The organism is Fibrobacter sp. UWB7 (genome assembly GCF_900142945.1).
GTDB lineage: Bacteria > Fibrobacterota > Fibrobacteria > Fibrobacterales > Fibrobacteraceae > Fibrobacter.
Genome location: NZ_FRCO01000003.1, coordinates 397,629 through 413,097 on the forward strand (window position 1 = coordinate 397,629; position 15,469 = coordinate 413,097).

The 15,469-nt window shown below is 51.2% G+C and carries 14 protein-coding genes and 2 tRNA genes; 14 read left to right on the forward strand and 2 right to left on the reverse strand.

Going from position 1 to position 15,469, the window contains the following annotated elements; all coding sequences use genetic code 11:
* The first annotated feature begins 142 nt into the window (after positions 1-142).
* The 8 genes from BUC30_RS11395 to BUC30_RS11430 all read left to right on the forward strand — a co-directional run bounded on the left by BUC30_RS11395 (position 143) and on the right by BUC30_RS11430 (position 8,337).
* Positions 143-1,447 (forward strand): hypothetical protein, encoded by a 1,305-nt coding sequence (locus tag BUC30_RS11395; protein WP_073424962.1) that lies wholly within the window; start codon positions 143-145, stop codon positions 1,445-1,447.
* Positions 1,448-1,595: 148 nt separating this feature from the next.
* A complete protein-coding gene (locus tag BUC30_RS11400; RefSeq protein WP_244536606.1) occupies positions 1,596-1,958 on the forward strand; it encodes a hypothetical protein in 363 nt (120 codons plus the stop codon).
* Between the two features lie 64 nt (positions 1,959-2,022).
* On the forward strand, positions 2,023-3,045 hold the full coding sequence (locus BUC30_RS11405) for a rod shape-determining protein (RefSeq protein WP_073424964.1): 1,023 nt from the start codon (positions 2,023-2,025) through the stop codon (positions 3,043-3,045).
* A 19-nt stretch (positions 3,046-3,064) separates the two neighbouring features.
* The gene (gene mreC, locus BUC30_RS11410) at positions 3,065-3,892 is read left to right on the forward strand and encodes a rod shape-determining protein MreC (protein WP_073424965.1); all 828 of its coding nucleotides are present in this window, start codon (positions 3,065-3,067) and stop codon (positions 3,890-3,892) included.
* On the forward strand, positions 3,885-4,370 hold the full coding sequence (gene mreD, locus BUC30_RS11415) for a rod shape-determining protein MreD (protein ID WP_073424966.1): 486 nt from the start codon (positions 3,885-3,887) through the stop codon (positions 4,368-4,370). The genes mreC and mreD overlap by 8 nt, the downstream gene beginning before the upstream one ends.
* The gene (gene mrdA / locus BUC30_RS11420; RefSeq protein WP_073424967.1) at positions 4,363-6,216 is read left to right on the forward strand and encodes a penicillin-binding protein 2; all 1,854 of its coding nucleotides are present in this window, start codon (positions 4,363-4,365) and stop codon (positions 6,214-6,216) included. The genes mreD and mrdA overlap by 8 nt, the downstream gene beginning before the upstream one ends.
* Positions 6,213-7,460, forward strand: coding sequence for a rod shape-determining protein RodA (gene rodA / locus BUC30_RS11425; RefSeq protein WP_073424968.1), 1,248 nt, complete (start codon positions 6,213-6,215; stop codon positions 7,458-7,460). The genes mrdA and rodA overlap by 4 nt, the downstream gene beginning before the upstream one ends.
* Before the next feature lie 166 nt (positions 7,461-7,626).
* Positions 7,627-8,337 carry a ComF family protein gene (locus BUC30_RS11430; RefSeq protein ID WP_073424969.1) on the forward strand — a complete coding sequence of 237 codons (711 nt, stop codon included), beginning with the start codon at positions 7,627-7,629 and terminating at the stop codon, positions 8,335-8,337.
* Positions 8,338-8,381: 44 nt separating this feature from the next.
* Here BUC30_RS11430 and BUC30_RS11435 read toward each other — a convergent pair.
* Positions 8,382-8,462: transfer RNA gene (locus BUC30_RS11435), tRNA-Ser, on the reverse strand.
* Positions 8,463-8,550: 88 nt separating this feature from the next.
* Here BUC30_RS11435 and BUC30_RS11440 point away from each other — a divergent pair.
* Entirely contained in the window at positions 8,551-9,744 is a 1,194-nt protein-coding gene (locus BUC30_RS11440) for an HD-GYP domain-containing protein (protein ID WP_073424970.1), read from the forward strand.
* A 188-nt stretch (positions 9,745-9,932) separates the two neighbouring features.
* On the opposite strand, the gene BUC30_RS11445 is transcribed toward BUC30_RS11440, so the two are convergent.
* Positions 9,933-10,005 (reverse strand) — tRNA-Phe (locus tag BUC30_RS11445).
* Positions 10,006-10,241: 236 nt separating this feature from the next.
* Between BUC30_RS11445 and BUC30_RS11450 the strand changes: the two genes are divergently transcribed.
* The 5 genes from BUC30_RS11450 (at position 10,242) to BUC30_RS11470 (ending at position 15,350) form a co-directional block, all read left to right on the forward strand.
* Positions 10,242-12,695 (forward strand): CotH kinase family protein, encoded by a 2,454-nt coding sequence (locus BUC30_RS11450; protein ID WP_244536607.1) that lies wholly within the window; start codon positions 10,242-10,244, stop codon positions 12,693-12,695.
* Between the two features lie 103 nt (positions 12,696-12,798).
* Positions 12,799-13,602, forward strand: a complete 804-nt coding sequence (locus tag BUC30_RS11455) for a ubiquinone/menaquinone biosynthesis methyltransferase (RefSeq protein WP_073424971.1) — start codon at positions 12,799-12,801, stop codon at positions 13,600-13,602.
* Positions 13,599-14,204, forward strand: coding sequence for a UbiX family flavin prenyltransferase (locus tag BUC30_RS11460; protein ID WP_073424972.1), 606 nt, complete (start codon positions 13,599-13,601; stop codon positions 14,202-14,204). Before BUC30_RS11455 ends, BUC30_RS11460 begins: the two co-directional genes overlap by 4 nt.
* Positions 14,205-14,251: 47 nt before the next feature.
* Entirely contained in the window at positions 14,252-15,142 is an 891-nt protein-coding gene (locus tag BUC30_RS11465; RefSeq protein WP_073424973.1) for a 4-hydroxybenzoate octaprenyltransferase, read from the forward strand.
* A complete protein-coding gene (locus tag BUC30_RS11470) occupies positions 15,129-15,350 on the forward strand; it encodes a hypothetical protein (protein WP_073424974.1) in 222 nt (73 codons plus the stop codon). Before BUC30_RS11465 ends, BUC30_RS11470 begins: the two co-directional genes overlap by 14 nt.
* The last annotated feature ends 119 nt before the right edge of the window (positions 15,351-15,469 follow it).

Here is a 15,469-nt window from a genome sequence, read left to right on the forward strand (position 1 = left end):
AAGACCAGACTCGCGTCTGGTCTTTTTATTTTTTCGTAGGGGATAAAAAGCCCCAAAAAAATCGTTCTTTTATTAAAATATTCTTGCGTTTTTTCTTTTATAAAACTAACTTTATAAAAGAATTTTCAATAGGAGTTAATCCATGAACTTAAAAACTGTAGCCGCCGTAGGCGCCGCATTTGGGATTCTTGGTGTCGGGTCTGCTTTTGCAACGTTTGCCCGAATTGAATCTATGGGTAAGAACACGACTTACATCATGGACGATGTAAGCATCTTCGATAACCCGGCTAACATCAATCTCTATTCGAACTATTTGATTGGTGAATTCGGTCCTTATACGCAGGATGTTGAATCGGGTAAGAACGTTGACCCGCAGCACCCGAACTTCGGTGGTATCTTCTCCATTTCTATTGGCGATGACAACAATCCGGATCCGCGTATCTCTATCGGTGGTCTCTTTGGCCGTATCAATACCGAACTCATGCAGTACTTGCCGGATGTCGTGATTGGCGAAAATGGTGCTCCGACTAATGTTCCTGAAACGGTGACGAACTTTGACGGCTTCTTGGGTGGTACGCTCTCGGACGGCAACTCCTGGGGCTTGCATGTTTACATTGCCCAGCAGGACGGTGGCGACAAGGCTGAAGACGGTAACTACCAGGTCAAGAAGAACGCTTTTGCTTCTGTAGTCCAGGCAGACGGTGGTTTGAACTACCAGATCTCGAACTATTTTGACTTGGAATTTTCTTTGGCTTTGGCTCGTATCCAGTACGGTCCGGAACACCACAGCTTCTTTGATGACGGTAACTTCTCCTGGTTGATCAAGTCCCGTGCATTCTTTACTTTGGATGCTATCAACGGCGAACTTGTTCCGGCCTTGAACCTCAAGTTCATCGATGCTCCGGGTCTGGACGAAAAGCATGCTCAGGTGGGTGTTGGCGTTAACGTCGCTCTCGACCGTGGCTTCTTCTGGATGGGCTTGGACTTCATTTGGAACAAGAGAAAGGCTCATGACTGGCTCTACAATGCAAATACCAAGACTTGGACCTATGATTCCCGCAACGAAGACAACAAGCACTGGGACGATCGCACCGATATCGGCGGCATGATCAGCTTCGGTATCGAACGTAACATCTGGTGGGATTGGTTCGTGATCCGCGTTGGCGGTCAGAAGTCTATCCTTTATACAAAGTGCAATGTCAATGACAAGAACGTTGACAAGTACAATGACAAGCAGTATGGCATTTGCAAGGATGACGGCAACTTTTTCAGCACGAACCCGCTCGCTGATGGCACCTCCAAGGACCATGTCGGCTTCGGTTTCGGTATCAACATCGAAGAAAAGTTGAAGATCGACGTGACCGTTGCTGAAGACCTCCTCTTCCGTAACCCGTTCCAGGGCGAAGGCAGACTCTTCTCCAGAATCTCTGCAACGTATTCGTTCTAACAGGTCGTTAGTCAATGGTTAGTAGTCATTAGTTAAGGTCATTGGCTTGAGTCGATAATTCTAACGACTAATGACCAACAACTAAACACTAGCAACAATTTTCGAAACGCATTCCATCTGGGTGCGTTTCTTTTTTTATTTTATGAGCATGAAGAAAATTTTATCCCTCATATTTCTTGTGTTGCTTTCGTCGTGCTCGGAGCCGACGGAGCGCATCGAAAAGAAGCTCCTCACGTACTTGCAGGAAGACTTGAAGTTCATGGTGGCTGAGACTTTGAATGCCAATGCGACAAAGGCTGACTTGCTCGATGAACCGTATTACAAAGTGCGTGATTTTAGGTTGTTCGAAGGCGCCGAAGCGGAAATTTATGCAGCCTATGCCGAGGTCGATTTTTACATCTATCGAGACCTTGCCATGTACGAGAAACGCAAGTACCGTTACGAGGTTCATGGCAGACATTGGGACCGTTATTCCAAGGTTCTAAAATTCGGCAAGGACAAAAATCCGTAGGTTATAAACGAGCTTGATTTAGTTATATTTGGCTTGTGGGATTTCTTTTTTAGAGGGCTAAATTTTGTTCGGACTTTTCTCTTGTGATATCGGTATTGACCTGGGTACCGCCAATACACTCGTCCACGTGGCTGGACAGGGTATCGTCATTAATGAACCGACTGTGATTGCTGTTGACCGTAAGAGCAATCGTGTGACTGCTATCGGTGGCGAAGCTAAGAAGATGCTTGGCCGTACGTCTGGCGAAAGCCGCGCTATTCGCCCGATGCGTGATGGTGTTATTGCTGATTTTGAACTTGTGGAAACGCTTCTGCGCACCTTCATTACGCGTGTGCAGCGCTATCCGTTGTGGATGGTAAAACCGCGTGTGGCGGTTGGCGTTCCGAACGGAATTACCGAAGTGGAAACGCGTGCCGTGATCGATGCTATCAAGATGACGGGCGCTAAGGAAGTCCACTTGGTCCATGAACCGATGGCTGCTGCTATCGGTATGGGTATCCCGGTTGAAGAACCGGTGGGTAACATGATTGTGGATATTGGCGGCGGTACGTCCGACATCGCCGTGATAGCCTTGAACAAGTCTGATTGCAACGGTTCTGTGCGCGTTGGCGGTGACGAAATGGACGAAGCCATTGTGCGTTACCTCCGTACTCAGTACAACCTTTGCGTGGGTGAAAGCACTGCTGAACAGATCAAGATCCAGATCGGTTCTGCAAGCCCGCTCGAAGAAGAATTGACGATGGAAGTCAAGGGTCTTGACTTTATCGCCGGTATGCCGCGTACGATTCCTATCGGAAGTGCCGAAATCCGCGAAGCCATCAATGAACCGGTGACGACCATTATCGAAGCAGTGAAGCAGGCTTTGAGCATCACTCTCCCGGAACTTTCCGCTGATATTTACGACAAGGGCATTATCCTCACGGGTGGTGGTTCCCAGTTGCGCGGTCTCGACGAACGTATCCGTAGGGAAACGGGGCTCTCCGTGAACGTGATTGACGATCCGATGACTTGCGTTTGCAAGGGTGCAGCCCGCATTCTCGAAGACTTGGACAAGTATCGTCCTGTTTTGGTGGCTTCTTCTACCTAAATTCTGAAATTGCACTTCGATGCTTAGAGCTTTTCGCTTTATTGTCGATCTGTTTTCCCAAAGGCATGGCGTTGTCGCTTTTGCCTTTTTTCTCGTTTTAGGGATTCTGATGCATGCGTCTTCGACGGCGGTGCGCGAGAGCATTGTCGACAAGGCGCTTTCGACGGTGTTTTATCCGGTGCAACTGTTGCTTGCCTCTGTGAACGACTTCAAGTCTTTGCAGGCGGAAAATGACCATCTGAAGGCGGAAAACGCAAGGCTCCGTCAGGAGACTTACCACGCGAGCGAGGGCTTGCAGGAACTGGCGAGGTTACATACGCTGGTGCGTTTTGACGACAAGTGGGATTTCCCGATTGTGACGTCTCGCGTGGTGGGGCACAACCCCGGGCGTTTTCTCACGACTCTCGTGATTAATCGTGGTACGCATCATGGCGTGAAAGAGAACATGCCGGTGATGTCGATGAACGGCCTTGTCGGAAAGATTACAAAGGCTTCGCTGACACATTCGCGCGTGCAGCTCTTGGTGGACCCGAACTTGAAACTCTCCGTGCTTGAACGCCGTACACGTGTGGTGGGCTTCTTGGAGTCTGTAGACGGTCATTTGCTTTCGGCGATGATTCCCTCGCATGCGGGTGTTGCCGAGGGCGATACGCTCATTACATCGGGGCTTGGCGGTATTTTCCCGAAGGGCATCCCGGTGGGCACGGTGCACAGGGTTCGCAAGGCGGATTTGGACGTGATGAGCCTTATGGACGTGAAGCCGTTCCAGGAATTTTCGACCTTGGAAGAGGTGTTTGTGATGCAGAAGGAACCGGATTGGATTATCCAGGAGTTGCTCGATGAGTAATTACGGATGGTTAAAGACGCTCCTGATGTTTGTCATCGCTTTTGCGGTGCAGTCGACGATTGGCGACTGGCTTAAGATTTTGGGCGTGGGTCCTGACTTTATCCTTATCTTCATTGTATCCGTGGCTTTGCGTTTTGGGGCTGGTGCGGGCTGCTTCTGGGGATTCTTGGCGGGGTTCACGCTGGATGTCTATGCGCCGGTGGAATGGCTGGGTGCCAATACCATTGCCATGACGATTGTTGGGTTTGCCGTGGGGCAGCTCGAGGAGCATTTCCTCACGCTCAACTTGCCTCCGAAAGTGGGCGTTCTTGGGCTTGCGTTCTATGTGAACGACATGTTCTATTTCCTCATTACGGGTCTCGAAAAGGATGTCGTAACGACTTTGTTCTTGACGAAAACGGTGCCGGAGAGCATTTATACGGTGATTATTGGCGGTATTTTGTTCTACCTCACTTCGGGGAAGAAGTCGGATGTATAACGATACTTCGGAGAACGAGGCTCGAGTCCGTAGGAATTGGAACGTCCTGATATTTTTGGCGGGGACGGTCATTGTCTTTACGGTGATTCTGCTCAAGCTTTTTTCGCTGCAGTACTTGCATTACGAAGAGAACTTCCAGCGCTCCGAAAATAACCGCTTGCGTCGAATTGAGCTGATTGCCGACCGAGGCTACATTTATGACCGCAACGGGAATGTGCTGGTGCGCAATAGACCCTCGTACCAGATTGCACTCCAGGCGCTTGAAATGCCGCGAAAGAAGGCGGCTAGGGATTCCATTTTCAAGAAGCTTTTGAACATCCGCGATGCAGCGGGGGTACGTCTTTTTGATTCGTTGTCGCTCGATACGGCGTTCCAGAGGATCCGCTGGGTGCGTACGCGACCGGTCCGCATCTTGGAAGATGCGACGATGGAGCAGGTGGCGGTGATCGAAGAACATTCGACGGAGCTGCCGGGCGTCTCGGTGATTATTGAATCGCGCCGTGAATACCCGTATGGGACGCTTGCCTCGCATGTGCTCGGTTACACGAGCGAAATCTCGGAAGAGCAGCTGAAGCTCCCGGAATACGAATCTTATTCGCAGGGCGATCGCGTGGGGCAAAAGGGCTTGGAGCAGGAATACGACAAGGAATTCCGCGGCAAGAACGGGCTCAAGCTTGTGGAAGTGAATGCTTCGGGGCGCGAAGTGCGTACGCTTACGGATGTGGGCGGCTTTATTGCGCCGGAACCGGGCTTGCACATGATTTCGACGATTGACTTGAAGTTGCAAAAGGCGGCGGAAGCGGCGATTCCCGATTCGGCGAAAGGCGCTTTGGTAGCAATCGACCCGCGCAATGGCGAAATCTTGGCGATGGTCTCTTCACCGCGACTGGACCCGAATATCTTTTCGTTAAAGCGCCGTGAACGCAACAAGGGTTGGGCGCATGTGGCTTTGGATTCGATGCGACCGCTCACGAACCGCGCGATTTCGGGCATTTATCCGCCGGCTTCGATTTTTAAGCTCGTGACGGCTGGGGCGGGGCTTGAAAGCGGGATTATTTCGGAGACAAAGTATTACCCGAAAGCTTGTACGGGCGGCTACCAGTACGGGGCGCGTTACCAGAGGTGCTGGGGCGTGCATGGGAACTTGAACGTGGTGCATGCGCTGCGCCTTTCGTGTGACGTGTATTTCTATCAGGCGGGCCTTGAAATCGATATGGCGCGTATCAATGAATTTGCTCGCCGCTTTGGTTATGGTGAACAGTTGCTTGGCGTGGATATCCCGGGCGAGCGTGCGGGCTGGCTTCCGGATTCGGCGTCGTTCAACAAGCGTAACAAGCGCCTCGGTTGGCGCTGGGCACGTGGGCTGATTCTGAACCTCTCGATTGGGCAGGGACAAATGGTGACGCCTTTGCAACAGGCGGTGTTTATTGGATCTTTGGCGACGAACAAGGGCGTGTACCGACCGCACTTTATGAAGGAACTGCAAGACGCCGAGGGCAATGTGGTGCGCCGCTATGAGCCTGAAATCATCCGCCCTGGAACGATGAAGCCCGAGACGCATCGGGTGCTTTTGAATGCCATGGATTCCGTGGTGAACCATCCGGGTGGCACTGGAAAGAAGGGCGCTGTGCCTGGAATTCGCGTGGGCGGAAAGACGGGTTCTGGCGAATGGAAAAAAGGGCAGAAGACGCATGCCTGGTTTGCGGCGGTCGCTCCGCTTGAAGACCCGCAAATTGCGGTAGCTGTGATTATGGAAGCGGGCGGCGGTGGTGGTTCTGTGGCTGCCCCGATTGCGCGTAAGGTGCTGATGGCATTCTTTGGAAAAGAAGAAGAGGAGCAACAATGAGTTCCGACCGCATTCAAGACAAGTCGTTAAAGTTTGACTGGTTCTTTATTGTCGTGACACTCACGCTCATGACGTTTGGCGTGTTCCTCGTGTATTCGGCGACCGTGGGCGAGGAACTGGCCGTTTACGATACGCACTGGTTTAGACAAATCATATACTTCTTGACAGGTATTGCGATTGCTGTGGGCCTTGTTTTTGTGAAGATAGACTGGCTCAAGCGCGTGGCGGTGCCGTCTTACGTGATTGCGCTTGTCATGCTTTTGTTCGTGCTCATTTTTGCGGGCGACGTGAAAGGGGCTGGTCGCTGGATTGACTTGAAGGTCATCAAGCTGCAGCCTTCGGAATTTGCAAAGATTGCGTACCTGATTACGATTTCGTACTGGCTTTCGAAACATCCTGTGAGTTTGCATAAGCTCAAGACTTTTTTGGTACCGCTTGGACTTTTTGTTGTGCCGTTCTTGCTGGTGCTGAAGCAGCCGGATTTGAGCACGGCGCTTGTGTTTACGGCGGTGACGCTTGTTGGGTTCTTTTTTGCGGGTCTCACGTTTACGGACTTGTTCTTGATTGTAAGCCCTGTCTTGTCGGTGCTGTTTTCGCATTCGCAGTCGATGATGATGCAGGTCTTGTGGGGCGTTTTGATTTGCCTTGTCGTGTTTTCCGTGTTGCGCAGGCATTTGTCCAAGAAGTTCTCGGGCGTGATTATCGCGACGAACATCTTGGCGGGTTACGCCAGCACGATGGTGTGGAACATGCTGGAACCGCACCAGCAGAAGCGCGTCAATACGTTCTTGGATCCGATGAGTGACCCGCTGGGCGATGGCTATCAGGTGTTGCAGTCGCTTACGGCAATTGGTAGCGGCGGCATTGGTGGCAAGGGCTTTGGGAACGGCTCGCAGACGAACCTCTCGTTTTTGCCCGAAGAACATACGGACTTTATCTTTAGCGTGCTTGGGGAGCAGTTTGGCTTTGTCGGGTGCGCGGCGGTTCTTGTGCTGTTTACGTTGTTCTTGTGGCGGGCGTCGTCGATTTGCAAGACGAACGATGACCCGTTTGTGACGCTTGTGACGATGGGGGCGTGCACGATTTTCCTGTTCCACATCACAGTGAATATCGCAATGACGATTGGGCTTATGCCGGTGACGGGGCTTCCGCTGCCGTTCCTCTCTTATGGCGGCTCGTTTGCGCTTGTGTGCATGTTCCTCGTGGGGCTCTTGATGTGCCTACGTTATCAGGGGAATAAGTAATTAGTAATTAGTTATTAGTTATTAGTTATTGGTCATTGGTTGTTGGTCATTAGTCATTAGTTGGCTCGTAAAATAAATTTTTACTGCACAATTTGCCTGAAAAAAGCGTGTTATAGAGGTGGGCGCGGTTTTGCGCTATGTATCGCTCTTTATAACAGGAGGCTTTATGGGCGTTTTACGGACGGTGGCGAATTTTGTTTTCGGGATGGAATGCTTGGGGTGCGGGAGTTCTTCGGAGCGGCTGGACCCGTGGCTTTGCCCTGCGTGCGCGGCGGAGCTTGTGCGGGAATCTTGCGCGCCTAAATTCCCGAACGAGGATGCGTTTTGCCTTTTCCCGATGCGCCCTTTGACGCGCAAGCTTGTTCATGCGCTCAAGTACAGGAATATTCCGGGGCTTGCCTCTTACTTGGTGCGACATTCGTCGGCGGTAAAGCAGGGGATGGTGGCGCAGGAACTGTTGATGCTTGCGCAGCCGCTTTACTTTGTGCCGGTTCCGCTCCATAGGGCGAGGTATCGCGAGCGTGGGTACAACCAGGCGGAGCTTTTGGCGGCGGCGCTTGCGACGGCGACGGGAGGCAAGGTTTGCAGGTGGCTAAAGCGCAAGACGTTCGTGGTTTCGCAGACGAAACTTTCGAAAGAGGAGCGCGAATTGAACGTGGCGGGGGCTTTTGTGGCGAATTTCCCGCGGGAGATGCCTACGCGGGGGACTGTGGTCGTGGTGGACGATGTTTTTACGACGGGGGCGACTACTTCATCGTGCATGGCATCGTTCGGGGCGGAGTTTCCGCTCCCTTTGAAGGTGTGTACGCTGATTTACGATGAGCCTGCTTCGGCGGCGGCCGACTTTGCGGCGGATTGCCGCGCTTTTTACAAATAAGAAGTATAAATAAAAAGCGTTTCCGGGGCTCGGAAACGCTTTTACGGAGGAAGAGGGACTCGAACCCCCAAGCCTTACGGCGGCGGTTTTCAAGACCGCTGACTTACCAATTAGCCTATTCCTCCAATTGGTGCGCAAAGAATAGAAAAAAATCCCGAATATCGTCAACGATACTTTGCATTTTGTGCGAAATTAACTATTTTTTTACAAGTTATGAGCTACCTGGAAAACGCTACCGATCTTGGAGACGGCGAAGTCGCTGCTCTACTGTTCGAGTACATGCCCAAAATTGCTGCCGAACATAAGACCGACAGCCTTTTGGTGCTTATGGCGGATTTGGGACGGCAGATTGTTCAAGCTGACCGTTGCTCCCTCTGGCTAATCGATGAAGAACGGAACGAACTGTGGACCAAGGTCGCCCATGGTGTAAGCGAACTGCGCATCCCGCTTTCGGCGGGCTTTGTCGGGTATTCGCTCAAGACGGGTGAACCGGTGCTTGTCGACGATGCGTACCGCGATGCTAGGTTTGACCGCCGAAGCGACATCAAGAACGGCTACCACACGACGTCCGTGATGACGATGCCGCTCGAAAGCGATGGTCGCGTGATGGGTGTGTTCCAGGCAATTAACAAGGTCGGGGAGAATGTGTTCTTCTCCAAGAAAGACCTTGAACGCTTGAAGCTTATTTCTGTTTATTCTGCAAAGACGATTGAGTCGGCTATCCGCGCCCAGAAGCTGGAGCGCTATGCAAAGCAGCTGGAACGCAAGGCTGATGAACTCAAGTCGGCGCACATGGAACTTATCCGTATTCTGGGCGAAGTTTCTGAATTCCGCAGCCAGGAAGTGGGCGATCACATCCACCGTGTGGCAGAGATTTCTGTGAAGCTCGCCAGGTATCTTGGACTCCCGACAGACCAGCAGGAACTGATTTACTATGCGGCTCCGCTCCATGACCTTGGTAAGGTCGGCATTGCGGACATGATTTTGAACAAGGCGGGCAAGCTTACGCCTGATGAATTCGAAATTATGAAGTCCCATTCTGTTATTGGGCGCACATTGTTGCGCGATTCCAAGACGGACTTGCTCTGCATGGCGTTTGATATTGCCGGCGCTCACCATGAACGTTGGGACGGTTCGGGTTACCCGGATAAGCTCAAGGGCGAAGAAATTCCGCTTGCTGCACGCATCTGCGCTGTGGCGGACGTGCTGGATGCACTTTCGAGCCCGCGTTGCTACAAGCCCGCTTGGCCGGAAGAACGTGTCAAGGAAGAGATGAAACGCTCTGGTGGTTCGCATTTCCAGCCGGAACTCATCGATATCTTGATGGAGCATTGGGACGATTTTTACTCTTGCTATAAGCCTGATGGCGAATTCGTCAAGAATGGGATGCTCCCGCCTGTGAAATAAATCACACTGAAATTTTTTAGTGCCCGCCGTTGTGCGGGCGATTTTTTTTGTGTGTGGGGAGGGAGATTCCCGATCGTCCCCGTCATCCCCGTCAAGCGAGGACAGGCGCGAGGACGGGTAGGCGGGAATGACAATTAAAAATTGCTGAAAATAAAGAAAAAACCTCGGTTTTCACCGAGGTTTCTTCGTGGTTCCGATTGGAATTGAACCAACGACACGCGGATTTTCAGTCCACTGCTCTACCAACTGAGCTACAGAACCATTTCGACGCACCAATTATACATATTTATTTTTGACTTGTCAAGGGTAAAGAGAATATTACTGTTATTTTTTTGAAAAAACTACTAAATTTAGTGTTGTTGGATGGACGATTGAGGTGTCCCATGGAAAAATCTGTGGGAAATGTGTCTTTTATTTTTTAGGTGGTCGCCGTGATACGCTCAAAAAATTGGTTTAAAGAGATTTTTTCTCTGGCTGCAGTCTTTGGTACAGCTTATATGGTTGGCTGTGCTGATGATACCGCAAATGCTACAATCAATAATCCAGGTTTTCAGCCAGGGTCTCAATGTTTAACACCGGGTGCTTGCAATGATACTATCATTAAGTCCAATCCGGATGGCACTAAAGACACTCTCGTTACTCCGCTGAATCCGAGTTACGATACAATGCGAGTCGTTGTCGGGCACGATACGATTATTAAGATTGATACGGTTTACCTGCCGCAGGATACGTCTCTGATTTGGATTGGTCAGTCTGCATTGCGTATAACTGAAATTACTCCGCTTAACTTGGATTTCTTGGATGAAAACGGCGACGATCCGTCTTGGGTGGAGCTTTACAACGCAAGCGACAAGGATGTGAACTTGAGCGGCTATACGCTTGTTGAAAGCCGCAAGAATCCTCGCAAGTTTGTTTTTGGTGACGATATCATCAAGCCGAAGGGCTTCAAGGTCGTCTTCTGCGACAAGAAGAATATTTCTGCTGTTGTAAGTGCAGATAACGGTGACCGCCACACGCGTCCGCATACGGACTGGAAACTCGACAAGAACGGCGGTACGCTTTACTTGATCGACAGATATAATGGAATTCGCGATTCCGTTGATTATCCGGAACTGAATGCCGGCTATAGCTGGGGCATTACGGATGGCGGCTATTGGAAGTACTTTGAAAAGCCGACCCCGGAAAAGCCGAATACTGGCGTAAAGTCTTATGACGAAACGACTCCGCCGGCAGATATGAGCGGTCTCAAGGCTGGGTTCTATAGCGATGCCATTAAGTTGAATCCGCCTGCACTCCCTGAAGGTGTCAAGCTCCGCTGTACGACCGATGGTTCTGTGCCGAACGAAAATTCTCCGGAATTCAATTCCCCGAAGTCGATTGACCATAGCGTAGCCTTCCGTTGCGCAACGTTCAAGTCTGGCGCTCTTTCGAGCAAGGTAACGACGCGTACGTTCTTCATCGATGAAGATGTAGTGAAGATGCCGATTGTTGCCATTAGCGTGGATTCTAGCTTCTTCCGTGAACATTACATCAAGACGAGCTGCGAAGCCCCGAAGAACTGCAAGGACAGTGCGGGCCTCTATGCCGATGTGGAACTCCCGATTCACGTGGAATACTTTGAAAAGGGTTCTTCTACAAAGGATGGCGCAACCTGGGAAAAGGATGCAGGTATTTCTTTGATGGGTGGCTATAGCCGCTTGAACGACAAGAAGTCTGTTTCGATCCGCCTCCGTGAAATTTACGAAGAAGGCAGCATCAATTATCCGTTGTTCGAAACTCGCAAGGGCGTGAATGACAAGTACAAGTCCTTCAACCTCCGCAATAACGGTAACCGTTACGTGAGCGACTACATTGAAGACGCTATGGGCGGTGCAATCCTTGAAGGCACGAGCGTGGACTACCAGAGAAGCCGCCAGGTAGTGGTGTTCTATAACGGCAAGTACTACGGCATCCATGACATGCGTGAACGTTTCAACAAGCATTATGTCGAAACGAACTACAAGATTGACGCCAACACGGTGAACTTCATCAAGCACTTGGGCAAGGAAGTCGAAGCTAGCAACGGTACGACGGATGCTTACATGCAGATGCTCAGCTTTGTTGCTCAGAACGATTTCTCTGGTGAAAACAATGCCAATTACGCTACGGTGAAGACGATGCTCGATGTGGGCAACCTCGCCGAATACATGGCTGCTGAAATTTATATGCACAACGGTGACTGGCCGAACAACAACGTTCGCGCATGGTCTGCTCCGGGTTATCCGTGGAAGTTCATGGTCTATGACCTTGACCATGGCTTTGACTGGATGTGGGGCGTGAACAATGGTGAATTTGACCAGAGCAACAACATGTTTGCATGGATCAAGAAGGGTGGCGGAAACAAGCCGTGCAAGGACGAAGGCTGCTTTGCTAACCTTTATAACCAGCTTATCAAGAACCCGGAATTCAAGCGTATGTTCATCAACCGTTCTGCTGTGATGTTCACTAGCTACACGAACGGCAAGAATGTGGAAAAGGTTGTCGATGCCATGGTGGCAACGATTGACAACAACGAAATGACCCGCGACCTTGAAAAGTTCAAGCAGGATCAGAAGTGGTACAAGAACTCTTGCGGTGACGGATTCAGCAGAACCGGTTCTTGCCTCAAGTCTTGGGCTGCTAGCCGTGATTCCAAGGTTATCCAGGAATACGAAGAAGAATTCGGCTTGAGCGGTACGGCTTCTGTGACGATCGGTGCTACCGGTAAGGGTACGGTGCTTATGGAAGGTGCTGCACTCCCGAACGGCGCTACGACTTACAAGGGTAAGTTCTTTGTGGGTAACCCGATCCTCTTGACGGCTACTCCGAGCGCAGGTGCTACATTCACGGGTTGGAGCGACGGTGTTGCCGAAAATCCGCGTTTGGTGGAACCGAAGGAAGGCGCAACCTTCACGGCTACGTTCAGCGATTAATTTGATGGCGTGAGTGGCGCTTTGTCGAGAAGCGCGGGCGCCTAAATGAGATTCGCGGCCTGGATGAAAGTCCAGGTCGTTTTTTATTTCTACATTTTACTATATGAAAAGTCCCGTGCGTAAGATGTTCGATGGCATTGCGAGCCGTTACGATTTTCTGAATCATTTTCTGAGCTGTTATCAGGATGTGCTGTGGCGCAGGTATTGCTGCAAGCGTTTGAAAAAGATGATGGCTGCGGGCATGCTCGCGGAAAAGCCGATGGGCGAGACTTCGCGCGGCTCAAATAAAGTTCGCTTGCTGGACTTGTGCGGGGGTACGGGCGATTTTGCCAATACATTCCGCAAAATTTTTGAATCTGGTTGCAAGTGCGGGTGTGCGTGCAAGAGCGCTTCGCAAAACGGGGCTTCGCACGATTTTGTCGTGGACCCCGCTGTGATTGGCGACTTTTCGTACGGGATGCTCGCCGAAGTCAAACCGAAGAAAATCGATGCGCATGCGGTACAGCTCGATGCGATGAAAATGCCTTTTGCCGAACGCCAGTTTGACGTGATTCTGAACGGTTTTGGCATGCGTAACGTGCCTGACGCCCGTGGCGCCTTGCTGGAATCGTACCGCGTGCTTGACGCGGGCGGCTACCTTTGCGTTCTGGAATTTTTCTCGCCGCGAAACTTGTTCAATAAGTTCTTCTATAAAGTGCTTGCACCGCTATTTATCCCGGTAATGGGCGCCTTTTTTAGTGGCAAGCGCGATGCTTACGAATACTTGGTAAACTCGATTATCCACTTTTTGCCGGTCGATCAGTTCTGCAAAATGGCAGAAGAATGCGGCTTTGAAGTTAAGCAAGTCAAGATGTTTGATGGCGGAATTTCGTTTGGCGTGTTCTTGCACAAGCCGGGGAATGCATGAGTCGCTTTGTGCTAGGAGTGACGGGCGCAAGCGGCAGCATTTATGCGACCCGTACGGCGATGTACTTGCAGCGTTTTCATCATGAGGTGACGCTCATCGTGACGCACCCGGGCAAACAGGTGCTCGAGTACGAGGGCCAAAGTGCGCTTTTCGACTATTGCAAAGACGTGTGCAACGTGGATGATTTTTTTGCGGAATGCGCGAGCGGTTCTAGCGATATTGCGGGCATGGCGGTGGTGCCGTGTTCCATGGGAACGCTCGGGCGCATTGCGGCTGGGACTTCGGATAACTTACTTGTGCGTGCGGCGGATGTTTGCCTCAAGGAACGCCGCCCGCTTGTGATTGTGCCGCGCGAGATGCCGTACAACTTGATCCACATCGAGAATATGAAGCGAGTGACTTTGGCGGGCGCGGTCGTGATTTCGGCGTCGCCGCAGTTCTACAGCAAGCCGCAAAGCATCGAGGAGCTTGTGGATACCGTCGTCGCGAAAATCCTAAAGCACTTGGGCGTGAGCGCGTCGCAGGTGGCAACCGTCGCGAAAACGTGGAATGGAGATTCCCGCTCCCCGGAACAAGTCCGGGGCAAGCTCAAGCGGGAATGACAAATCCACGAAGGCGGGAACGACAACCAATGACTAATAACTAAACCATGAATAAAATCCTTGAATTTACACATCTTGTCCGTTTGAGCCATTCGCTGTTTGCGATGCCGTTTGCGATTGGTTCCATGTGGGTTGCGGCAAACGGTTTCCGCGATATGAGCGCTTTTGAAACCGCCCGCATTATCGTGCTCATTGTGCTTTGCATGGTGACCGCCCGTAACAGCGCCATGAGCTTTAACCGCATTGCCGACGCCAAGTTCGATGCGGAGAATCCGCGGACGGCAAAGCGCCATTTGCCCTCTGGGCGCCTGAGCCGCAAGTCGGTGATTGCGTTCCTTGCGTTGAACGGCGTTTTGTTCGTGGTGTTCGCGGCACTTTTGAAACCCCTCGCTGGCTTGCTTGCGTTCCCGGTGTGGCTATTGCTGCTCTCGTATTCGTACTGGAAGCGTTTTAGTTGGCTTTGCCATTGGTTCCTTGGTTTTGCGATTGGCATGAGCCCGCTTGGCGCCTGGATTGCCGTTCGCGGTGAATTTGCCGTGTTCCCGATATTCCTCCTGTTCATTCTGATGCTCTGGATGGGCGGCTTTGACATCATTTACGCCACGCAGGACATTGAAATTGACCGCAAGCAGGGCTTGCATTCTGTACCCGCTCGCTTTGGCCTAGAAAAGTCATTGCGGATTGCGCTGGCGAGCCATTTGGCGATGCTTGTGCTTTGCGTGGTGTTCGGCATTTTCTGGAACATGGGCTGGATTTGGTGGACAATTACAGGGCTCATGACTGCTGCTATAGTTTACATCCACCTGTTCCGAAAGTCGAATGACCTGGATGCCATGAACCGCGACTTTTTCCTTGCGAACGTGGCTATTAGCGCGCTCGTGATGGTGGGGCTCATTGTCTGGATTTGCATGGGAGGTGACGTCAATGCCCTTTATTAATCGCCCGAACGGAAAGTTCACGAACGAAGAAAAAGTCAAGATGTTCCATACGATGGGTGGCGTTGCCGCCGTTATGGCTCTCGTTTGCATTTTGCTGATTGAAACGGGGGCGGCGGGTGAACACCGTGACCTGGCGGACATGGGACTTACGGCGATGATTGTGATGCTCGCCGTCTCGCTTATTGGCGCGATGTATTTCAAGCGCTAGCTGGTTATTTAAAAAAACTATAGACCTGTTGTCCAAATGGACTTTGGAAAAACTATTGGATTTGTGTGGAAATTTTCTAAATTTTGCCCCGTATGAAATTTGTAATGATATTTTATCGT

Bases quoted from the DNA above. Each gene is read 5' to 3' on its own strand.
- BUC30_RS11430 (WP_073424969.1), top strand. From the start codon at position 7,627: ATGGGCGTTTTACGGACGGTGGCGAATTTTGTTTTCGGGATGGAATGC.
- mreC (WP_073424965.1), top strand. From the start codon at position 3,065: ATGCTTAGAGCTTTTCGCTTTATTGTCGATCTGTTTTCCCAAAGGCAT.
- BUC30_RS11440 (WP_073424970.1), top strand. From the start codon at position 8,551: ATGAGCTACCTGGAAAACGCTACCGATCTTGGAGACGGCGAAGTCGCT.
- BUC30_RS11395 (WP_073424962.1), top strand. From the start codon at position 143: ATGAACTTAAAAACTGTAGCCGCCGTAGGCGCCGCATTTGGGATTCTT.
- BUC30_RS11470 (WP_073424974.1), top strand. From the start codon at position 15,129: ATGCCCTTTATTAATCGCCCGAACGGAAAGTTCACGAACGAAGAAAAA.
- BUC30_RS11450 (WP_244536607.1), top strand. From the start codon at position 10,242: ATGGTTGGCTGTGCTGATGATACCGCAAATGCTACAATCAATAATCCA.
- BUC30_RS11455 (WP_073424971.1), top strand. From the start codon at position 12,799: ATGAAAAGTCCCGTGCGTAAGATGTTCGATGGCATTGCGAGCCGTTAC.
- rodA (WP_073424968.1), top strand. From the start codon at position 6,213: ATGAGTTCCGACCGCATTCAAGACAAGTCGTTAAAGTTTGACTGGTTC.
- BUC30_RS11400 (WP_244536606.1), top strand. From the start codon at position 1,596: ATGAAGAAAATTTTATCCCTCATATTTCTTGTGTTGCTTTCGTCGTGC.
- BUC30_RS11465 (WP_073424973.1), top strand. From the start codon at position 14,252: ATGAATAAAATCCTTGAATTTACACATCTTGTCCGTTTGAGCCATTCG.
- mreD (WP_073424966.1), top strand. From the start codon at position 3,885: ATGAGTAATTACGGATGGTTAAAGACGCTCCTGATGTTTGTCATCGCT.
- BUC30_RS11460 (WP_073424972.1), top strand. From the start codon at position 13,599: ATGAGTCGCTTTGTGCTAGGAGTGACGGGCGCAAGCGGCAGCATTTAT.
- mrdA (WP_073424967.1), top strand. From the start codon at position 4,363: ATGTATAACGATACTTCGGAGAACGAGGCTCGAGTCCGTAGGAATTGG.